A 16,558-nucleotide genomic window follows, 5' to 3' on the forward strand; every position below is an offset into this window, starting at 1 on the left:
AGCGGTTACGAAAAGATACGATAATGCTGCAACAATAAACGGAAGGAGATTCAATAATGAACAATAATAACAAGAGGGCAATCCACCGGATCGGCATGCTTGCGATGGCCGCGTCGCTCGCGCTCTCGACGTGGGCGGGGGCGCCGTCCGCAGCGGCGTCGGACCCGGCCGGCTCGACCGTTCGGGAGACGCACACGGTGCGGGTCGATCCGAACGAAGTGATCCAGTCCGACTTCCTCGGTATCGGGGTCAACGTTATTCCGGGGTCGCTGATGGAGGGCACCCGGCGATTCGGATACACCGATATGCATTGGGAGATGGACAAGAAGCGCATCTTGACGCTGCAGCCGAAGGTGGCGAGAATATGGTTCCAGATCGATTGGATGGAGTCGTCGAAGGGCGTGTACACATTCGACAGCCCGGAAATGAAAGCGTTCTATAAGTACCTGGACGCCTTCAAAGAGGCGGGTACGGAAATCGAGTTCAATATGGGTTGGAAGATCGGTTCCAAAGCGCACGAGTGGTTCAACATCCCGGGCGTCGACCCGTGGACGAGCGCGCCGGCGGATCTGGACGCGTATGCGGCTTCGACGTCGGCCGTGCTGAACGAGCTTATTCATAACCGCGGTTACGATAACGTTAAGTATCTGACGTTCTATAACGAGCCGAACGGAAGCTGGGACTTCGAGGCGCCGGGCGATCAGCAAGCGTATTACGCGGAGATGGTGCGCAAGGTGAGCGAGCGGCTCGCGGCGGACGGCCTCCGCGATTCGATCGAAATCTGGGGCCCGGAGGAGACGGGCGCACCGGGCTGGACGCGTTATATGAAAGACCGTATCGACGAACATATGGACGGATACAGCTTCCACGTATACGGGCAAGCGTACGAAGGTCTTCGCGGCGCGTTGAAGGAGCGCAGCGATTACGTGGCGCCGAAGCCGGTGCATCTGACCGAGTTCGGCTGGGGCGACGACAATATGAGCAACTGGGACGCCGGCTTCGCGAATTCCGTCGTGGCCGTCGCGAACGGCGGCGTGAAGTCCGCGCTCGTGTGGCAGTTGAACGGCGTGTGGACGCACGATCCGGCCGGCAGCGTTAACGGCAGTTATACGATGTGGGATTCGATCGTGCTCGGCATGACGCCGAACAAGACATTCTACAGCGCGGGTCTCCTGAACCGCTACATTCCCGAGCATAGCGACGTCATCGCGGTGGATACGGGCTCGCCGGATTTGCGCGCGGCCGCGTTCAAGACGGCGGACGGGAACTATACGATTCTGCTGGAGAGCAAGGCAGGCGCGCCGAAGGACGTCACGTTCGATTTCGGCGGCGTCGAGATCGGCAAGACGTTCCGCAAGCACGTCTATAAGGACGATGTCGCGCGGACCGGCAACGCGATTTTGCCGCCGGCTTCCGCAAGCTTCGAAGCGGGCGCTTCGTTCCGCGACGCGAACGTGGACGAGGCGTACCACTTCGCGATCTATACGACGGCCCCTGCCCAAACGCAGGTCGAGGTGTCGCCGCTTACTCCTACGATTCGCTCGGGCGACAAGCTGCAGCTGACCGCGAACGTCATCGATAACGCCGGCGGCGTGACTTGGAGCATCGTCGGCGGGGCCGGCGCCGAGGGCGGAGCGATCAACAAAAACACGGGCGTCTATCATGCGCCTCAGGTGAACGAGGAGACGCTGATCGCCGTGAAGGCCGCGAGCGAAGCCGACCCGAGCGCGTATGGCGTCGCGTTGATCAAGGTGCTGCCGAAGTCGCTGCCGAACACGGTCGAGCCGGTGACGTTCGGCTTGGCGCCGGGCGTCTACCCGTCCGCAGAGGCGGTGACGCTGACGACGGAGACCCCAGGCGCGGAAATCCGCTACACGCTGGACGGCAGCGAGCCGACGACGGCGTCTCCGCTGTACGAGCGGCCGATCATCTTAGCCGACGGAACGCTGGCGCTGCTGAAAGCGAAGGCTTTCCAAGACGGGAAGAATCCTTCGGCCACCGTCTCCGCGTTGTACCAGACGAGACAGGTCAGCAATTCGCCGGACGGCTACGCGTTCTGCGCGTACGAGGGCGGGGAATGCTACTTCGAGGGCGAAGCGATCGTCGCTTTCGGCGCGGACGGCCTGTTCAATTATGCCGTCCATGAGGACGGAGTCGCTTGCTCCGCGGAGCAGTTCGGCGGCGATCCGAGTCCGGGGCATGCGAAGCGCTGCTTCGTAAGCCGCGACATACCGGAGGAAATGCCGGTCGTCACGTTCTTCAACGCGAGCTTCGAGAAGCCGGGCACGACGTCGGCGCGGCCGGGACCGATGACGAACGGCTGGGAGTTCAACACCCGCGCGGGCGTTCAGCATAACGCCGGCCCGTTCGGCGCGACCCCGGCGCCGCTCGGCGTCCAGACCGCGTATCTCAAGACCGACGGCGGCGTCTCCGGCGTCATCGGCCAGTCGATCAACTTTAAGCCGGGCGCATATCAGATGGAGTTCAAAGCCGCGAAGCGCACCAGCTTCGGAGGCACGCAAACGTTCGACGTGTATTTCGACGACACGGTCATCGGCTCGTATGCCCCTACGTCCGGTGCATACGTCACGTTCCGAACGGAGCCGTTCGAGACGTCGGGAGGCCGCCACACGATCCGGTTCGTCGCGACGACGACGGTCGGCGATAACACGGCGTTCCTCGACGACGTTCGAATGACGCATCCGAAGCCGTTCGACGCACCGCATCTCGCGAACGCCAGCTTCGAATCGCCGGCCGCGACGAATGACGCCCGTATCCTGCTCGGCGGTTCGGCTTCGTCCTCCGGTTCGGCGGGCTGGACGTTCAACGAGACGTCCGGCGTCGCGCGGAACGGCGCCTCGGGCGCGCCGAACGCGCCGCTCGGCGTGCAGGCGGCGGCGCTGCGATCCGCGGACGGCGAAGCCGGACGCTTCTCGCAACCGGTGGAATTCCCTGCCGGGACGTATGTCCTTAGCTTCCGCGCCGCGGCGTCCGGCGTTTCCGGCGCCCAGACGTTCGAGGTGCGCGTCGGAGACCAAGTCGTCGGTACGTACGCGCCGACCGCGACGAGCTACGCCGACTTCGATTCGGACTTCTTCACCGTGGAAGCCGGCACCCATGACGTCTCGTTCGTATCGGTAACGGCCGACGGCGAACGGACGGCGTACGTCGACGCGGTGTCCGTCGAGCGCATCGAGATTCCGGATTGGCCGGAACTCGTGAACGGCGGCTTCGAATCGCCGACGATCGCGACGAGCCACGGCGTCTTGGGCGGCGGCGACGGCTGGACGTTCAACGAGCGGTCGGGCATGCAGCGCAACGGCAGCGCCTTCGGGGCGGCCGACGCGCCGGAAGGCACGCAGTCCGCGCTGCTGCAGACGAACGGCGGCATCGCCGGCGCCATCAGCCAGACGATCGTATTCCCGGCGGGATCGTACGCGATCAGCTTCCAAGCGGCGAAGCGCACCAGCTTCGGCGGACAGCAATCGTTCGCCGTGTACCTGGACGATCAGGTTTTAGGCTCCTACACGCCGACGTCGGGCAGCTACCAAGCGTATACGACGGACGGCTTCGTCATCGACAAACCCGGCCGGCATACGATTCGGTTCGCGGCGACGACGACGACGGGCGACAACACGGCGTTCGTCGATGCGATCGACCTCGTGCCGTATACGCCTCCGTCCGGTCCGGCGATTCCGAACGGCAGCTTCGAATCGCCGCCGGTGACGGCGTCGACCGGCGTGCAGGTCGGCGGCGCGGCGGAAGGCTGGACGTTCCATTCGCATTCGGGGCTGGTCAAGAACGGCAGCGTGTTCGGAGAAGCGCCCGCTCCGTCGGGCATCCAAGCGGCGTATCTGAACACGAATAACGGCCAGGGGGAATTCAGCCAATCCGTCTTCTTGCCCGGCGGGACGTACGCGATTACGTTCCAGGCGGCGAAGCGGTCGTTCGGCGGCGCGCAATCGTTCGACGTCTACGTCGACGAGACGTTGGTCGGCTCGTACGCGCCGGCTTCCACGGCGTACGCTTCCTTCGCGACGGACGCGTTCACGGTCGAGACGGGCCACCATACGATCCGGTTCGCGGCGACGACGACGACGGGCGACAACACGGCGTTCATCGACGCGATTACGATCGGCGAGCCGGCTCCGCAGGCGGCCCCCGTATTCGCGAATGCGGGCTTCGAATCGCCGGCCGTGACGGCGGTACGGGTCAATATGACGGAAGGCTGGACGTTCAACGCGACCGCCGGCGTGCAACGGAACGGCAGCGCCTTCGGCGCCGCGCCGGCGCCGGAAGGCGTGCAGACCGGACTCATCCAGAACAAAGACGGCGCCGCAGGCGAAATCAGCCAAACGCTTTTCTTCCCCAAAGGGACGTATACAATACAATTCCAATCGGCCAGACGCGCCTTCGGCGGCCAACAGACGATCGAGGTGCGCGCGGGCGATACGACGATCGGCACGTTCTCGTCGGCGTCCTCGGCCGAGTTCCAGACGTTCGTCACGGAGCCGTTCACGGTTTCCTCTGGTTCGAGCCGTACGATCCGATTCGTCGGCACGGCGGCGACGGGCGACAGTACCGCGTTCCTGGACGCGGTGACGATTCTTAAGGTTTCGGAGCAATAACGAACAGGAGGGGCGGTTCCAAGCGTCGTTGCGCTTGAAACCGCTCCTCCTGTTCGTCCCGATCCGATAAGGGAGGAAGGAATCGCCGAGCGAGCGCCGTATCCTATAAACAGGAGAAACTTATTACATCGGAACGGATGGTGGCCCCTTATGAGCGAAGCGAAGCAATTGGCGGAAATGTTGTTCCGCATGCAAGTGATCGACCTCTCGCATACGTACGAGGAGGATATGCCCGTCGTCTTGTCGCATTCGCGTTACTTCCACACGTTGTGGGATTCGTTCGACACGGGCAGCATCGCGCTCGCGTATCAGCTCGTCATGAACGAGCATTGCGGCACGCATATGGACGCGACGGCGCATTTCCTTCGGGAGGGGCATGAGGCGCATCGGTATATGGACGAGACGCCGACGACGCAGTTTTTCGGCAGGGCGCTCACGATCGACGTTTCGTTCCTCGACGAAACCGGCAGCGTATCCCGCGAAAACATCGAGGAATGGGAACGGTCGCATCAGCGGATCGAGTCCGGCGATATCGTCTTCTTCCGGTTTGGATGGGACCGGTATTGGGTGCCTCGCACGGTCGACTTGAAGTACGCCAAGGAATGGCCGGGCCTCTCGGAAGATGGAGCCCTCTATTTGGTCGAGAAGGGCGTCAAGGTCGTCGGCTGCGACGTCATCGCGATCGACGGGAGCGCCGCCGAGGGCGCGCCCGCGCATTACGCGCTGCTGGGGAACGGGGTGAACATCGTGGAAAACTTAACGAAGCTTGACGAGATTCTAGGCGAGAGCGTCGTCTTTATCGCTCCGTTGAAGGTAAAGCGCGGCTCGGGTTCGCCGCTCCGCGCGCTCGCGTTCGTCTCGAAATAAAATAAGGTCCGTCCCGCGCTTATGACGCTCGGAGACGGACCTTCTTCGTGCACGCGCTGCCGGTCTTCCATCGACTGCATTCAAAACTCTCCTTTTCGGAAAAAGTAGTTCGTCCTAGATCCGGACGAGCCTTCGGTCAATGGATGACGGTTGTTTCCTTGGAGGGAAAAGAGATACAATTGAAACGAATCATCGATTCGGTTATTGCTAACGAACGGCGAAGGGGAGAGTTGTATGCGTATAGGCGCAATCGAAGCGGGCGGCACCAAGTTCGTCTGCGGCATCGGCAACGAGCGGGGCGACATCGAGGATCGGGTAAGCTTCCCGACGGAGCGGCCGGAAGAGACGCTGCGGCAGGTTATCGATTATTTCCAAAACAAAAACGTCGAAGCGATCGGCATCGGCAGCTTCGGCCCGATCGATATCGATCCGGCGAGCCCGACGTACGGCTTCGTCACGACGACGCCGAAGCCGGGTTGGGGGAATTACGACTTCCTCGGCGCGATGAAGCGGGCGTTCGACGTCCCTTACGGCTGGGATACGGACGTGAACGCGGCAGCCTTCGGGGAAGCGACCTGGGGCGCGGCGCAAGGCTTGGACAGCTGCGTATATTACACGATCGGCACCGGAGTCGGCGTCGGCGTATACGCGGAAGGCCGGCTCGTCCACGGCCTCGTCCATCCGGAAGGCGGCCACGTGCTGACGCGTCGGCATCCGGAAGACGACTTCGCGGGCGTATGCCCGTACCACGGCGACTGCCTCGAAGGCATGGCGGCCGGTCCCGCGCTCGAGAAGCGCTGGGGCGTGAAGGGAGCCGAGCTCGGCACGGATCATCCGGCGTGGGGCATCGAGGCGTTCTACATCGCGCAAGCGGTGGCAAGCGCGATTCTGCTGCTGTCGCCGAAGCGCGTCATTCTCGGCGGCGGCGTTATGAAACAGGAGCAGCTGTTCCCGCTCGTCCGCGCGGAGGTTCGGCGTTTGCTCGCCGGCTACGTACGGGCGGAGGCGATCGCGGACGGCATCGATGCGTACATCGTTCCGCCGGGACTCGGGGACAACGCGGGGCTTAGCGGCGCGCTCGCGCTCGGTCGGGCGGCTTTGGAGCGGAAAGCGACCGCGCGATGAACGGGGCGGAGAGATTAGGCTTCGGCTCGGACGAACGGCTCTTGATCGTGAACGCCGACGACTTCGGCATGTGCCATTCGACGAACCTCGGGATATTCCGGCTGCTCGAGGAAGGCGTCGTGGATTCGGCGACGATCATGATGCCGTGCGGATGGGCGCGCGAGGCGCTCCGGTGGAGCGCGGCGCGGCCCGAGCTTAACGTCGGCGTCCACTTCACGCTGACGAGCGAATGGGAAGGGTACAAGTGGGGACCGGTCGGACGCGCCGGCGACGCGACGTCGCTCATAACGAAGGAAGGCTGGTTCCCGGCCGACGTCCGGACGGTCGAGTCGACCGCGGATCCGGCGCAGGTGCGCGCGGAGTTGATCGCTCAGATCGAGATGGCGATCGCCTCCGGGCTCGAGCCGACGCACCTCGATAACCATATGGGCTCGGTGTACGGTCTTGAGACCGGGCGCGACTTCCTGCGCGAGGTGTTCGAGGTGTGCGTCCGATACCGTCTGCCGTTCCGCTTGCCGCGGAAGGCGCCCGCGAATCGCGGGGCGACTGCGGAGCTGCAGGCGAGGGCCGCCCAAATCGGGGCGATCGCGGATGCGACGGGCGTCTCCATCTTGGACGATCTGGTCGGCCTTCCGTTCCAGAAGCTGCCCGGAGAGACGTACGAGAGCTTCAAGCGCGACATGATCGCCTTGCTTCGCAGCCTGTCGCCCGGCGTCACCGAGCTGATCATCCACCCGTCCCTCGTGACGGACGAATTGAAGGCGATCAACCCGCATTGGGAAAAGCGCGGGTGGGAGATGGACATCTTCCGCGACGCGGACGTCCTTCAGGCCATGAACGAAGCGGGCGTTCGCCGCGTTCGTTGGTCCGATCTGCGGGCGCTGCAACGAGGGGAACGATAAGAATAAGAAAGGGGGGTGTCCTTAGTCGTCTAACGACCGGAGGACGCCCCCTTCTTTGCGTAGCAATCTTTCGCTGACGATGGCGTACGACAAGCCGGCCGCCGCGAGCCGATGCGCGAATGCCGGCAGCCGTCTCTCGTCGTCGTCGTGGACGAAATTCGGGAGCCCGGCGCATGTGGCGAAGCCCCGCGCCCGCAAGGAGACGATGCGCGCCGCGTACAGCTCCGGGTCGGGCTCGATGCGCCGCGGCAGCACGCAGACGTCCACGATGCGGCGCTCCGCCGGCACGCCGTACCGATCCGCCAGCGCTAGCGCGGCGTCCAAGTTCGCTTCGAACGATTGCGCCCTTGCGCCCGGCGCGAACGGGAGCAGGACGATGCGGGCGAACGTCTTCAGCGCCGCCGGACCGAACGACGCCCAGGCCGCCTCGTCCGCGGGCAGCGAATTCAAGACCGGGTCGCGAACGGCGCGCGCCGCGGCCAACGCGAGCGCGGGCTCGGGCGATTCGAGCCAAAGTCCTGCGACTCCTTCGAGCCGGCGCGGCGCGCCGCCGGGGCGCAGTCGAACGCAGGAGCCGTCGGGCGGCGATGCGCCGTCGTTTTCGGAATAATAAGGAACGATCTCCACTTTCTCAGCCTCCTCTACCGAACCCACCGTATCATATTCTCCCAACAATTCCTACCGAGCCGCTTCAACATATCGCCGACCGAACTGGAAATACTGAAAGACAAGCATACGGGAAAACGGAGGAATGCTTGTGTCCAGCGCTGCGAAAAAACGGTTCAATCTTACGCCTAAGGAATATCAATCGCTCGCGAAGAGCAAGGAGCCCGCGCGGCCGGTCCTCGTCAACTGCTGGCGGGCGTTCGTCGCCGGGGGGACGATCTGCGTCATCGGGCAGATGATCGCGACGTTGTTCGTCGAATACGCAGGCATGACGAAGGAGCAAGCCGGCGTGCCGACCGTCGTGCTGCTGATTCTGCTGTCCGTTATTCTGACTAGCCTTGGGGTATACGACAAGATCGCCCAATGGGCGGGCGCCGGGACCGCGGTTCCCGTTACCGGCTTCGCCAACTCGATGTCGTCCGCGGCGATCGAGCATCGGAGCGAAGGCATCGTGCTCGGCGTCGCCACGCGCATGTTCAAGCTGGCCGGCGCCGTCGTCGTCTTCGGCACCGTCGCCGCCTTCGTCGTCGCGCTCGTCCATTGGATCATCGGGACGGGAGGGCAATCCTGATGAAACGAGGGAAGCAGACCTGGCGTTTCGAAGAGCCGCCGGTCATCTTATCGCGGTCGGCCGTCGTCGGGCCGGTGGAAGGGGAGGGGCCGCTCGGCGCGGACTTCGACATCGTGCACGACGACTTGTTCGTCGGAGAGAAGTCTTGGGAGAAAGCCGAGCGGAAGCTGCTCGAGGAAGCGTCCATGCTCGCGGCGCAGAAAGCGGGCGTTCCGATCGACGAGGTCGACCTGTTCATCGGCGGCGATCTGCTGAACCAAATCGTGAGCGCGACATTCGCCTCCCGTACGTTCGGCATTCCGTATCTGGGCGTCTTCGGGGCGTGCTCCACGTCGATGGAGAGTCTCGCCCTCGCGGCGCTGGCCGTCTCGAGCGGCAACGCCGACCTCGTGCTCGCCGGTACGAGCAGCCATAATTGCACCGCGGAGAGGCAGTTCCGCTATCCGACGGAATACGGCTCGCAGAAGCCGCCTACGGCGCAAAACACGGTCACCGGCGCCGGCGCCGCGCTCGTCGGACGGCGCGGCGACGGTCCTCGCATCACGTCGGCCACCATCGGGAGAGTCATCGATCTCGGCATTACGGACCCGTTCAATATGGGCGCCGCGATGGCCCCGGCGGCGGTCGACACGATCACGGCGCATCTGGCCGATATGGAAGTGTCTCCGGGCCATTACGACCTGATCGTGACCGGCGACCTCGCGGCCGTCGGCCTCGCGATGGCGAAGGAGCTGTTCAAGAAGAACGGCGTGCCGATCGAGGAGACGGTATACGACGACTGCGGACTTCTCATGTACGACCGAGAGAAGCAGCAAGTGTTCGCCGGCGGCAGCGGCTGCGCCTGCTCCGCGGCCGTGACGTACGGCCATCTGCTGAAGCGACTGGAGCGGGGAGAGCTGAACCGCATTCTCGTCGTCGCGACGGGATCGCTCCTGTCCCCGTTGACGGTCCAGCAAAAAGAAAGCATTCCTTGCATCGCCCACGCGGTGGCGATCGAAAGCGGAGGTGCGCGGTAATGTTGGAAGCGTTCATGCCTTTCGTCTGGGCGTTCCTGGTCGGCGGCGCGATCTGCGTCGTCGGGCAGCTGATGTTCGACGTATTGAAGATGACCCCGGCGCATACGATGGTCACGCTCGTCGTCGCCGGCGCGATTCTCGACGGAGTGGGTCTGTACGACCCGCTCATCGAGTTCGCGGGGGCCGGCGTTACGGTGCCGATTACAAGCTTCGGCAACTCGCTCGCGCACGGGGCGCTCACCGAGCTGAACACGACGGGAACGATCGGGCTCGTCAGCGGCATCTATCACTACACGAGCGCCGGCATCTCCGCGGCGATCGTCTTTTCCTTCTTCGCCGCGCTGCTCGTCCGCCCGAAGGGGTAGGACGAGCCGGCGAAAGCGAGGGTCCGTACCGATTTCCGACCTTTCATTAGAAAGGTCGGTTTTTTTCTCGGCGTTCTTTCCTCACCCTTTTCCCAATATCAACCAATCATATGGAAATCGTTACAAAAAAAATTAGAGACATCAAAGGTGTACCGGTCCCCTTCCTTTTAGTAATATGGATTTATAGTATGCACAATAGAGGAGGCACCGGACATGGAAACGCGTTTGGAAGACGACGTCCGCATCGTAACGGAATTAAAGCGGAACTTGGAGTCGTGCATTTATGGCAAGAGTGCCGAAATCGATCTCATGCTTACCGCGTTGCTCGCCGGGGGGCATGTTTTGGTAGAAGACGTTCCGGGGACGGGCAAGACGGTGCTGATCAAGGCGCTCGCCAAGTCGGTGCAAGCCCAATTCCGCCGCATCCAGTGCAACCCCGACCTGCTGCCTACCGATATTACGGGCGTATCGATCTACCACCCGAAGACCGAAGCGTTCGAGTTCCGCCCGGGACCGATCATGACGAACATTCTCCTCATCGACGAAATCAACCGCGCCACGACGAAAACCCAATCCGCGCTGCTCGAAGCGATGGAAGAGCGGCACGTGACCGTGGACGGCGAGTTGTATCCGCTTCCGGAACCGTTCCTGCTGCTCGCGACGCAAAACCCGATCGATTTCGAAGGAACGTACGTGCTGCCGGAGGCGCAGATGGACCGCTTCATGCTGAAGTTCGCCCTCGGTTATCCGGACGAGGATACGGAGCGGCGCATGGCGCAGGTACAGACGGTGTCCCGTCCGATCGACGAGCTGCAGCCGGTAACGGACGGCGCTAGATTGCTAGAATTACAGAACCGTGCGAAAACGATTCATATCGAGGACGCCGTCGGACATTACGCGGTGGAGCTCGTTCGGCGCACGCGGGAACATCGCCAGCTGCTGCTCGGCGCCAGCCCTCGCGCGACGCTCGCGCTGCTGTCGGCTTCGAAGGCGTACGCGTTCCTGCAAGGACGCGACTTCGTCATCCCGGACGACATCAAGTGGCTCGCCCCTTATGTGCTCGGACATCGACTCGTGCTGGAGACCGAAGCGAGACTGGAAGGCGTGACTGTGCAATCGATCCTCGAGTCGATCTTCCGGGACGCGAAGGTTCCGGTGCGATTGGAGCGATAACGCATGCAGCGAGCCCCCAGAACGATCCGCTGGTCCGCGAAAGCTTGGGGACTGGCGCTGTGCGTCGTGTCGTGTCTGTTTTTCGTAGCGTTCCAAGGCGGCAAGCTGAGTCTGATGTTGTTGATCATCATTACCTGTTTATCCGTATACTTGCTGCTCGGCCGGTGGAGCGGCATCTCCTCGGCGAGAGGCCGGCGGGAGATCGGCGGCGTCGCCGGCGGCGCGATGCTGCAGGCCGGCAGCGCGCTGAAAGCGAACATCCGTGTGGACATTCCGGGCTTCTGGCCGATTCCGTACGTGACCGTGAAGGATAAGCTGACGAAGTTCGGGGGCGAAAGCCAAGTGTACGAAGGCACGTTCGTTCCGGATTGGAAGCGGCGCGGCGAGCTGTCGTACGTGACGCCGCCCCTCGGCCGCGGGTTGTATAAATTCGAGAACGTCGAATGCGTGACGCAGGACATCTTCGGCCTGTTCGAGCACGCCGGCGTCATCTCGATGCCGCTGACGTTCAGCGTGCTGCCGCGTACGGTGGCCATCCCCGAGTGGCGGCAGCTTCGCACCCTGTTCAAGGGCAACCACCAGCAATCGTCGGTGAACGGCTCGCAGCGGGAGACGACGCAAATCAACGGCGTCCGCGAATACATCTACGGCGACCGGCTTGCGAAGGTGCACTGGCGGGCGACGGCGCGGACGGGGCATTGGAAGTCCAAGGAGTTCGAGCGGGAGTCGCTGCCGAAGCTGACGATCGTGCTCGACCGCCAGACGAACGTCTACCGGTCGAGCGAGCAGTTCGAGCTCGCGGTGTCCGTCGCGGCTTCGCTGCTGCAGTTCGCGGCGAAGCGCGGCATGTCGACGGGCTTCCTGTCCGTCGGCGGCGGGCGGGTCTTCCACGAGACGCCGGGGGGCTACGAGACGAGGGGACGGATCGAAAAGCATCTGATCGAGGTGCAGCCGGACCCGAACGGCGATCCGTCCCGCGCACTGCGCGACCGCTCGCGGCTTCCGTCGAGCGGCGGCCTCGTTCTCTTGGTCAGCCCGCAACGGGGCGAGTCGATCCTGAAGGCGCTGAAGTGGCTGGACGTCAACGGCGTCAGCGCCTGTCACATGCGGATCGGCTCGGAAGGGAACGGCAAGACGAAGGACGATTGGTCCGCCGCGCTGCGCTCGGTCGGCATAGCGTCTTATACCGTGCAGCAGCTCGACGAATTGCCGCTATTGTTAGGGGGGAAGGGCGCATGACGTTATGGCGCTTTCCCGCGGAGCGGCATTCGCTGCGTCCCGGCGCGGCGATCTCGCGTTGGCTGCTCGCCGATTGGCATGACAAGGCGCTGCAACTGTTCCTGGGCATCTTCCTATATCAATACGTCGTTTGGTTCGACTTCTATTGGCTGAACGAGACGGTGTCCATCGTCGGTCGCGCGTTCGTCGCGACGCTCTTGATCTCCTGGCTCGTACCGAAATACGTCTGGGTTCGCGGCGTTCTCGCGCTTGCCGCCTGCATCTACCAGACCGCGGTCGTCGTGCGGCCGGGGCCGGTCCGAGACGTTCCCGACCATTGGCTCGGTTGGGCGCTCGGGGCGATCGAATACTTGCTGCGGCTCAGTCCGTTCCTTTGGTTCGCGGTCGGGGCATGGGCGGCGTATACGTTCGTTCATTGGTATATCAAGAGCAAGTGGCGGTTGTTTTCCGTCATGAGCTGCAGCGTCGTGCTGTTTTGCGTCGTCGATTCGTTCAGCTTGTTCCGCTTGTGGGAGCAGGTCGCGATCATGATCGGCTGCGGTCTCATGATGCTCGTCGTATTCCACTTGAAGCAGCTTAAGGAACGCGATCCGGACGGCTACGACAACCTCGTCAGCTACCCGGTGCCGATCACGGTCATGATCGTAACGATCGTAACCGCGTCGCTGGCGCTCGGCGTGCTGGCCCCGAGCATCCGGCCGATCATCATGGACCCGTATACCGCGTGGAAGACGGCGCAAGGCGAGGTCGTGCCGGCGTTCAGCAGCGGCCCCGGCTTCGCGGCGCTGAGTCTCGGCAGCTCCGCGTCGGGCTACAGCCGCAACGACTCTTCGCTCGGCGGCGCGTTCAACTTCGATTACACGCCGGTGTTCACCGTCGACGCCTCGAGAAGAAGCTACTGGCGCGGGGAAACCCGCTCGCTGTATACCGGCAGCGGCTGGGAGCCGTCGACGTTCACGGAGCGGAACAACCTGGTGCCGCTGGCGATGGAGCCGGACTACCCGGTAGCGCCGGCGGCCGGCGGGCTCGATACGATCGAGGTGACGCAAACGTACCGCATTCTCGAAGGCAAATCGTTCCCCGTGCTGTTCGGCGCTCCGTATCCGCAGAAGGTGGAGCCGGGCGTGTTCAACGGCGAGACGGTGTCGCTCGGGCGAGGGTTCTGGGACACCGACAACCAGACGATGCTCTGGGCCGAGCGCGACGACTTCCCGTACCCGCTGACGTATTCGGTGACGTCCTCGATGCCCGTCATCGACGAAGAGAAGTTGAAGACGGCGCCGCCGGTCGAGCCGACGCGGGAGCTTCGGGAATATTTGCGATTGCCGGAAGAGCTGCCGCAGCGAATCGCCGACTTGGCCGCGCAGGTGACCGCGGAGGCGGCGAGCCCGTACGAAAAGGCGAGAGCGCTCGAGACATACTTGTCCCTCACGTTCCCGTACACGAACGAGCCCGACCTGACCAAACGTCAAAGCGCGGATTTCGTAGACAGCTTCCTGTTCGAGGTCCAAGAAGGCTACTGCGATTATTTCTCCACGGCGATGGTCGTGATGGCGCGCACGCTCGGCCTCCCCGCCCGTTGGGTGAAGGGCTACGCGCCGGGACAATCGAGCAACGACGTCATCTTCGAGCAATATTTGCCCGGCGAAGACGTCGATCTGGACGGACCCGGCACGTTCACGGTGCGGAACTCCGACGCTCACTCTTGGGCGGAAGTGTATTTCGAAGGCTACGGATGGATTCCGTTCGAGCCGACGTCCGGCTTCTCCCTGCCGATCGTACAGGTCGAGAACGAAGCCGAAGTCGCGCTGCCGGAGGACCTGCCGGCCGTAGAAGCGGCGGCGCCCGTCGCGGAAGCGGAATCCGGCTCCGGCGCGCGCGGTTGGATCGTCGCGGCGATCGTCGCGGCCGCAGCCGCGGGCGCGGTCGTATACTTCGCGATTCGGTACCAATGGCTGACGCTGCTCCGCACGCGGACGTTCAGCAAGTCGCCGAACTACAACGTAAAGCTGCTGGCCGACGTCGAACGGCTGATGGCGCGCTTCAAGCGCAAGGGTCTGTCTTGGTCGGAGCATGAGACGTTCCGGGAGATGACCGCGCGGTGGAAGACGCAGCATACATGGCTGCAGAAAGACTTGGAGTCGCTGCTCGCCGCGTTCGAAAAAGCGAAGTACAGCGGCGCGCGGCTGACGGAAGAGGAATACCAGCATGCGGAGCTTCGCATCCGCAAGCTCCGGGAAAGCTTGTAATCATCCTATCGCAAGAACCGCCCCGAGCCTTCAAGGCTTCGGGGCGGTTCGCTTTTGGCGCGTGCGGGCAAATTATGGTATGATGTGTCGCAAGAAACCATGCTCGGAGGGAACGCTTTTGCTACAGTTGATGCTGCCGAAGCAGACGGTTCGCACGATTTACGATATCGACCTGGCGGCGCTTAAGGCCAGCGGCATTCGAGGCATCATGACCGACCTCGACAACACGCTCGTCGGCGCGAAGGTGCCGCTCGCCACGCCGGAGCTCGGCGCTTGGCTCGAAGGCGTGCGCGCGGAAGGCTTTCAGGTCGTCGTCGTTTCCAATAACAACGAAGCTCGGGTTCGGGCGTTCGCGGAGCCGCTTCGGCTGCCGTTCGTCTCTCGGGCCAAGAAGCCGCTGAACGCGGCGTTCGCGAAGGCGCTCGGGATCATGGGACTGCGCCCTCACGAAGCGGCCATCGTCGGCGATCAGATGATGACCGACGTGCTCGGCGGCAACCGGCTCGGTCTGTTTACGATTCTCGTCGAGCCGATCGCGAAGTCCGAGGAGAGCTGGGTGACGCGCAACGTCAATCGAAATTTAGAACGGGCCTTCCTCTCGAGGCTCCGGAAGAAAGGGTGGCTACCTTAAGTGGCGAAACCGAACGCGCCGGCCGGACCGCGATGCGCCGGCTGCGGCATCGCGGTGCAGGCGGAGAACAAAGGGGCGCTCGGCTACGTGCCGAAGGCGGCGCTCGAACGGTCTCCGCTCGTATGTCAGCGGTGTTTCCGCATGAAGCATTACAACGAGGCGTCCAGCGTGACGCCCGACCAAGGCGAATTTCTGCGTCTGTTGAACGGCGTCGGGGGGACGGATAGTCTCGTCGTCCACATCGTCGACATCTACGACTTCGAGGGCAGCCTGATCGGCGGCTTGCAGCGGTTCGTCGGCGCGAATCCGGTCGTGCTCGTCGTCAACAAGATCGACCTGCTGCCGCCGGGCATCAATCCGAACCGCATCCGCAATTGGGTGCAGCAGCGCGCCAAGGAGGAAGGGCTTCGGACCGTCGAGGTGCTGCTCGTGAGCGCGAAGCGCGGCACCGGCTTCGAGCGTCTCGCGGAGACGCTCGAGTCGCACCGACGGGGGCGGGACGTCTACATCGTCGGCGCGACGAACGTCGGCAAGTCGTCGCTCGTCAACCGGCTGATCGCCGATTACAGCGATCTCGACGCCGAGGTGACGGTGTCCTCGTATCCGGGCACGACGCTCGACCTCATTCATATTCCGCTCGACGACGAAGCGAGCGTCATCGACACTCCAGGAATCGTCTACGATTCTCGGTTGACGGAGCGCGTGCCGAAGGCGTACCTCGACATGATCGTGCCGAACAAGCCGGTGAAGCCGGCGACGTATCAGCTCGATGCGGAGCAGACGCTGTATTTCGGCGCGCTCGCCCGGTTCGACTTCGTCGAGGGGGCGCATCAGTCGTTCACGTGTTACGTCAGCCCGTCGCTCACGATTCATCGGACGAAGCTCGCGCGGGCGGACGAGTTGTACGCGGACCACGCCGGGGAGCTGCTGCAGCCGCCGACGAAGGAAGACTTGGCATCGATGCCGCCGCTGACGAAGCACCGCTTCCGGATTAAACCTGGGGAAGAAGCGGACTTGTATATTTCGGGCCTCGGCTGGATCCGCGCGAACGGCAAGAGCGGCGCGATCGTAGACGTACACGCGCCGAAGGGCGTCAAGACGATTATGAGACCCGCGTTGATCTGAT

13 protein-coding genes are annotated in these 16,558 nt (G+C 63.3%); 12 read left to right on the forward strand and 1 reads right to left on the reverse strand.

The window, feature by feature from the left end:
- Positions 1–56: 56 nt before the first annotated feature.
- From RIN49_RS12575 to RIN49_RS12590, 4 genes are all read left to right on the forward strand, one after another.
- Positions 57–4,628 carry a chitobiase/beta-hexosaminidase C-terminal domain-containing protein gene (locus RIN49_RS12575; protein ID WP_309120512.1) on the forward strand — a complete coding sequence of 1,524 codons (4,572 nt, stop codon included), beginning with the start codon at positions 57–59 and terminating at the stop codon, positions 4,626–4,628.
- Positions 4,629–4,778: 150 nt separating this feature from the next.
- Positions 4,779–5,495: a cyclase family protein gene (locus tag RIN49_RS12580; RefSeq protein WP_309120513.1), complete on the forward strand. Its 717-nt coding sequence runs from the start codon at positions 4,779–4,781 to the stop codon at positions 5,493–5,495.
- Positions 5,496–5,729: 234 nt separating this feature from the next.
- Positions 5,730–6,620 carry an ROK family protein gene (locus tag RIN49_RS12585; RefSeq protein ID WP_309120514.1) on the forward strand — a complete coding sequence of 297 codons (891 nt, stop codon included), beginning with the start codon at positions 5,730–5,732 and terminating at the stop codon, positions 6,618–6,620.
- Positions 6,617–7,522: a polysaccharide deacetylase family protein gene (locus RIN49_RS12590; RefSeq protein ID WP_309120515.1), complete on the forward strand. Its 906-nt coding sequence runs from the start codon at positions 6,617–6,619 to the stop codon at positions 7,520–7,522. The genes RIN49_RS12585 and RIN49_RS12590 overlap by 4 nt, the downstream gene beginning before the upstream one ends.
- A gap of 21 nt (positions 7,523–7,543) precedes the next feature.
- Here RIN49_RS12590 and RIN49_RS12595 read toward each other — a convergent pair whose 3' ends face one another.
- Positions 7,544–8,149, reverse strand: coding sequence for a hypothetical protein (locus RIN49_RS12595; RefSeq protein ID WP_309120516.1), 606 nt, complete (start codon positions 8,147–8,149; stop codon positions 7,544–7,546).
- Positions 8,150–8,273: 124 nt separating this feature from the next.
- On the opposite strand from RIN49_RS12595, the gene spoVAC reads away from it, so the two are divergent.
- The 8 genes from spoVAC to yqeH all read left to right on the forward strand — a co-directional run bounded on the left by spoVAC (position 8,274) and on the right by yqeH (position 16,557).
- The gene (spoVAC, locus tag RIN49_RS12600) at positions 8,274–8,759 is read left to right on the forward strand and encodes a stage V sporulation protein AC (protein ID WP_375295241.1); all 486 of its coding nucleotides are present in this window, start codon (positions 8,274–8,276) and stop codon (positions 8,757–8,759) included.
- Positions 8,759–9,775, forward strand: coding sequence for a stage V sporulation protein AD (gene spoVAD / locus RIN49_RS12605; protein WP_309120518.1), 1,017 nt, complete (start codon positions 8,759–8,761; stop codon positions 9,773–9,775). The genes spoVAC and spoVAD overlap by 1 nt, the downstream gene beginning before the upstream one ends.
- A 14-nt stretch (positions 9,776–9,789) precedes the next feature.
- Positions 9,790–10,140, forward strand: a complete 351-nt coding sequence (gene spoVAE / locus RIN49_RS12610) for a stage V sporulation protein AE (RefSeq protein WP_309120542.1) — start codon at positions 9,790–9,792, stop codon at positions 10,138–10,140.
- Between the two features lie 213 nt (positions 10,141–10,353).
- A complete protein-coding gene (locus RIN49_RS12615; RefSeq protein WP_309120519.1) occupies positions 10,354–11,313 on the forward strand; it encodes an AAA family ATPase in 960 nt (319 codons plus the stop codon).
- A gap of 3 nt (positions 11,314–11,316) precedes the next feature.
- On the forward strand, positions 11,317–12,552 hold the full coding sequence (locus RIN49_RS12620) for a DUF58 domain-containing protein (protein ID WP_309120520.1): 1,236 nt from the start codon (positions 11,317–11,319) through the stop codon (positions 12,550–12,552).
- On the forward strand, positions 12,549–14,801 hold the full coding sequence (locus RIN49_RS12625; RefSeq protein ID WP_309120521.1) for a transglutaminase TgpA family protein: 2,253 nt from the start codon (positions 12,549–12,551) through the stop codon (positions 14,799–14,801). The genes RIN49_RS12620 and RIN49_RS12625 overlap by 4 nt, the downstream gene beginning before the upstream one ends.
- Positions 14,802–14,919: 118 nt before the next feature.
- A complete protein-coding gene (locus tag RIN49_RS12630) occupies positions 14,920–15,432 on the forward strand; it encodes a YqeG family HAD IIIA-type phosphatase (RefSeq protein WP_309120522.1) in 513 nt (170 codons plus the stop codon).
- Positions 15,433–16,557, forward strand: a complete 1,125-nt coding sequence (gene yqeH, locus RIN49_RS12635; RefSeq protein ID WP_309120523.1) for a ribosome biogenesis GTPase YqeH — start codon at positions 15,433–15,435, stop codon at positions 16,555–16,557.
- Position 16,558: the final 1 nt, after the last annotated feature.

This window comes from Paenibacillus sp. (genome assembly GCF_031177825.1).
Classification (GTDB): domain Bacteria; phylum Bacillota; class Bacilli; order Paenibacillales; family YIM-B00363; genus Paenibacillus_AE.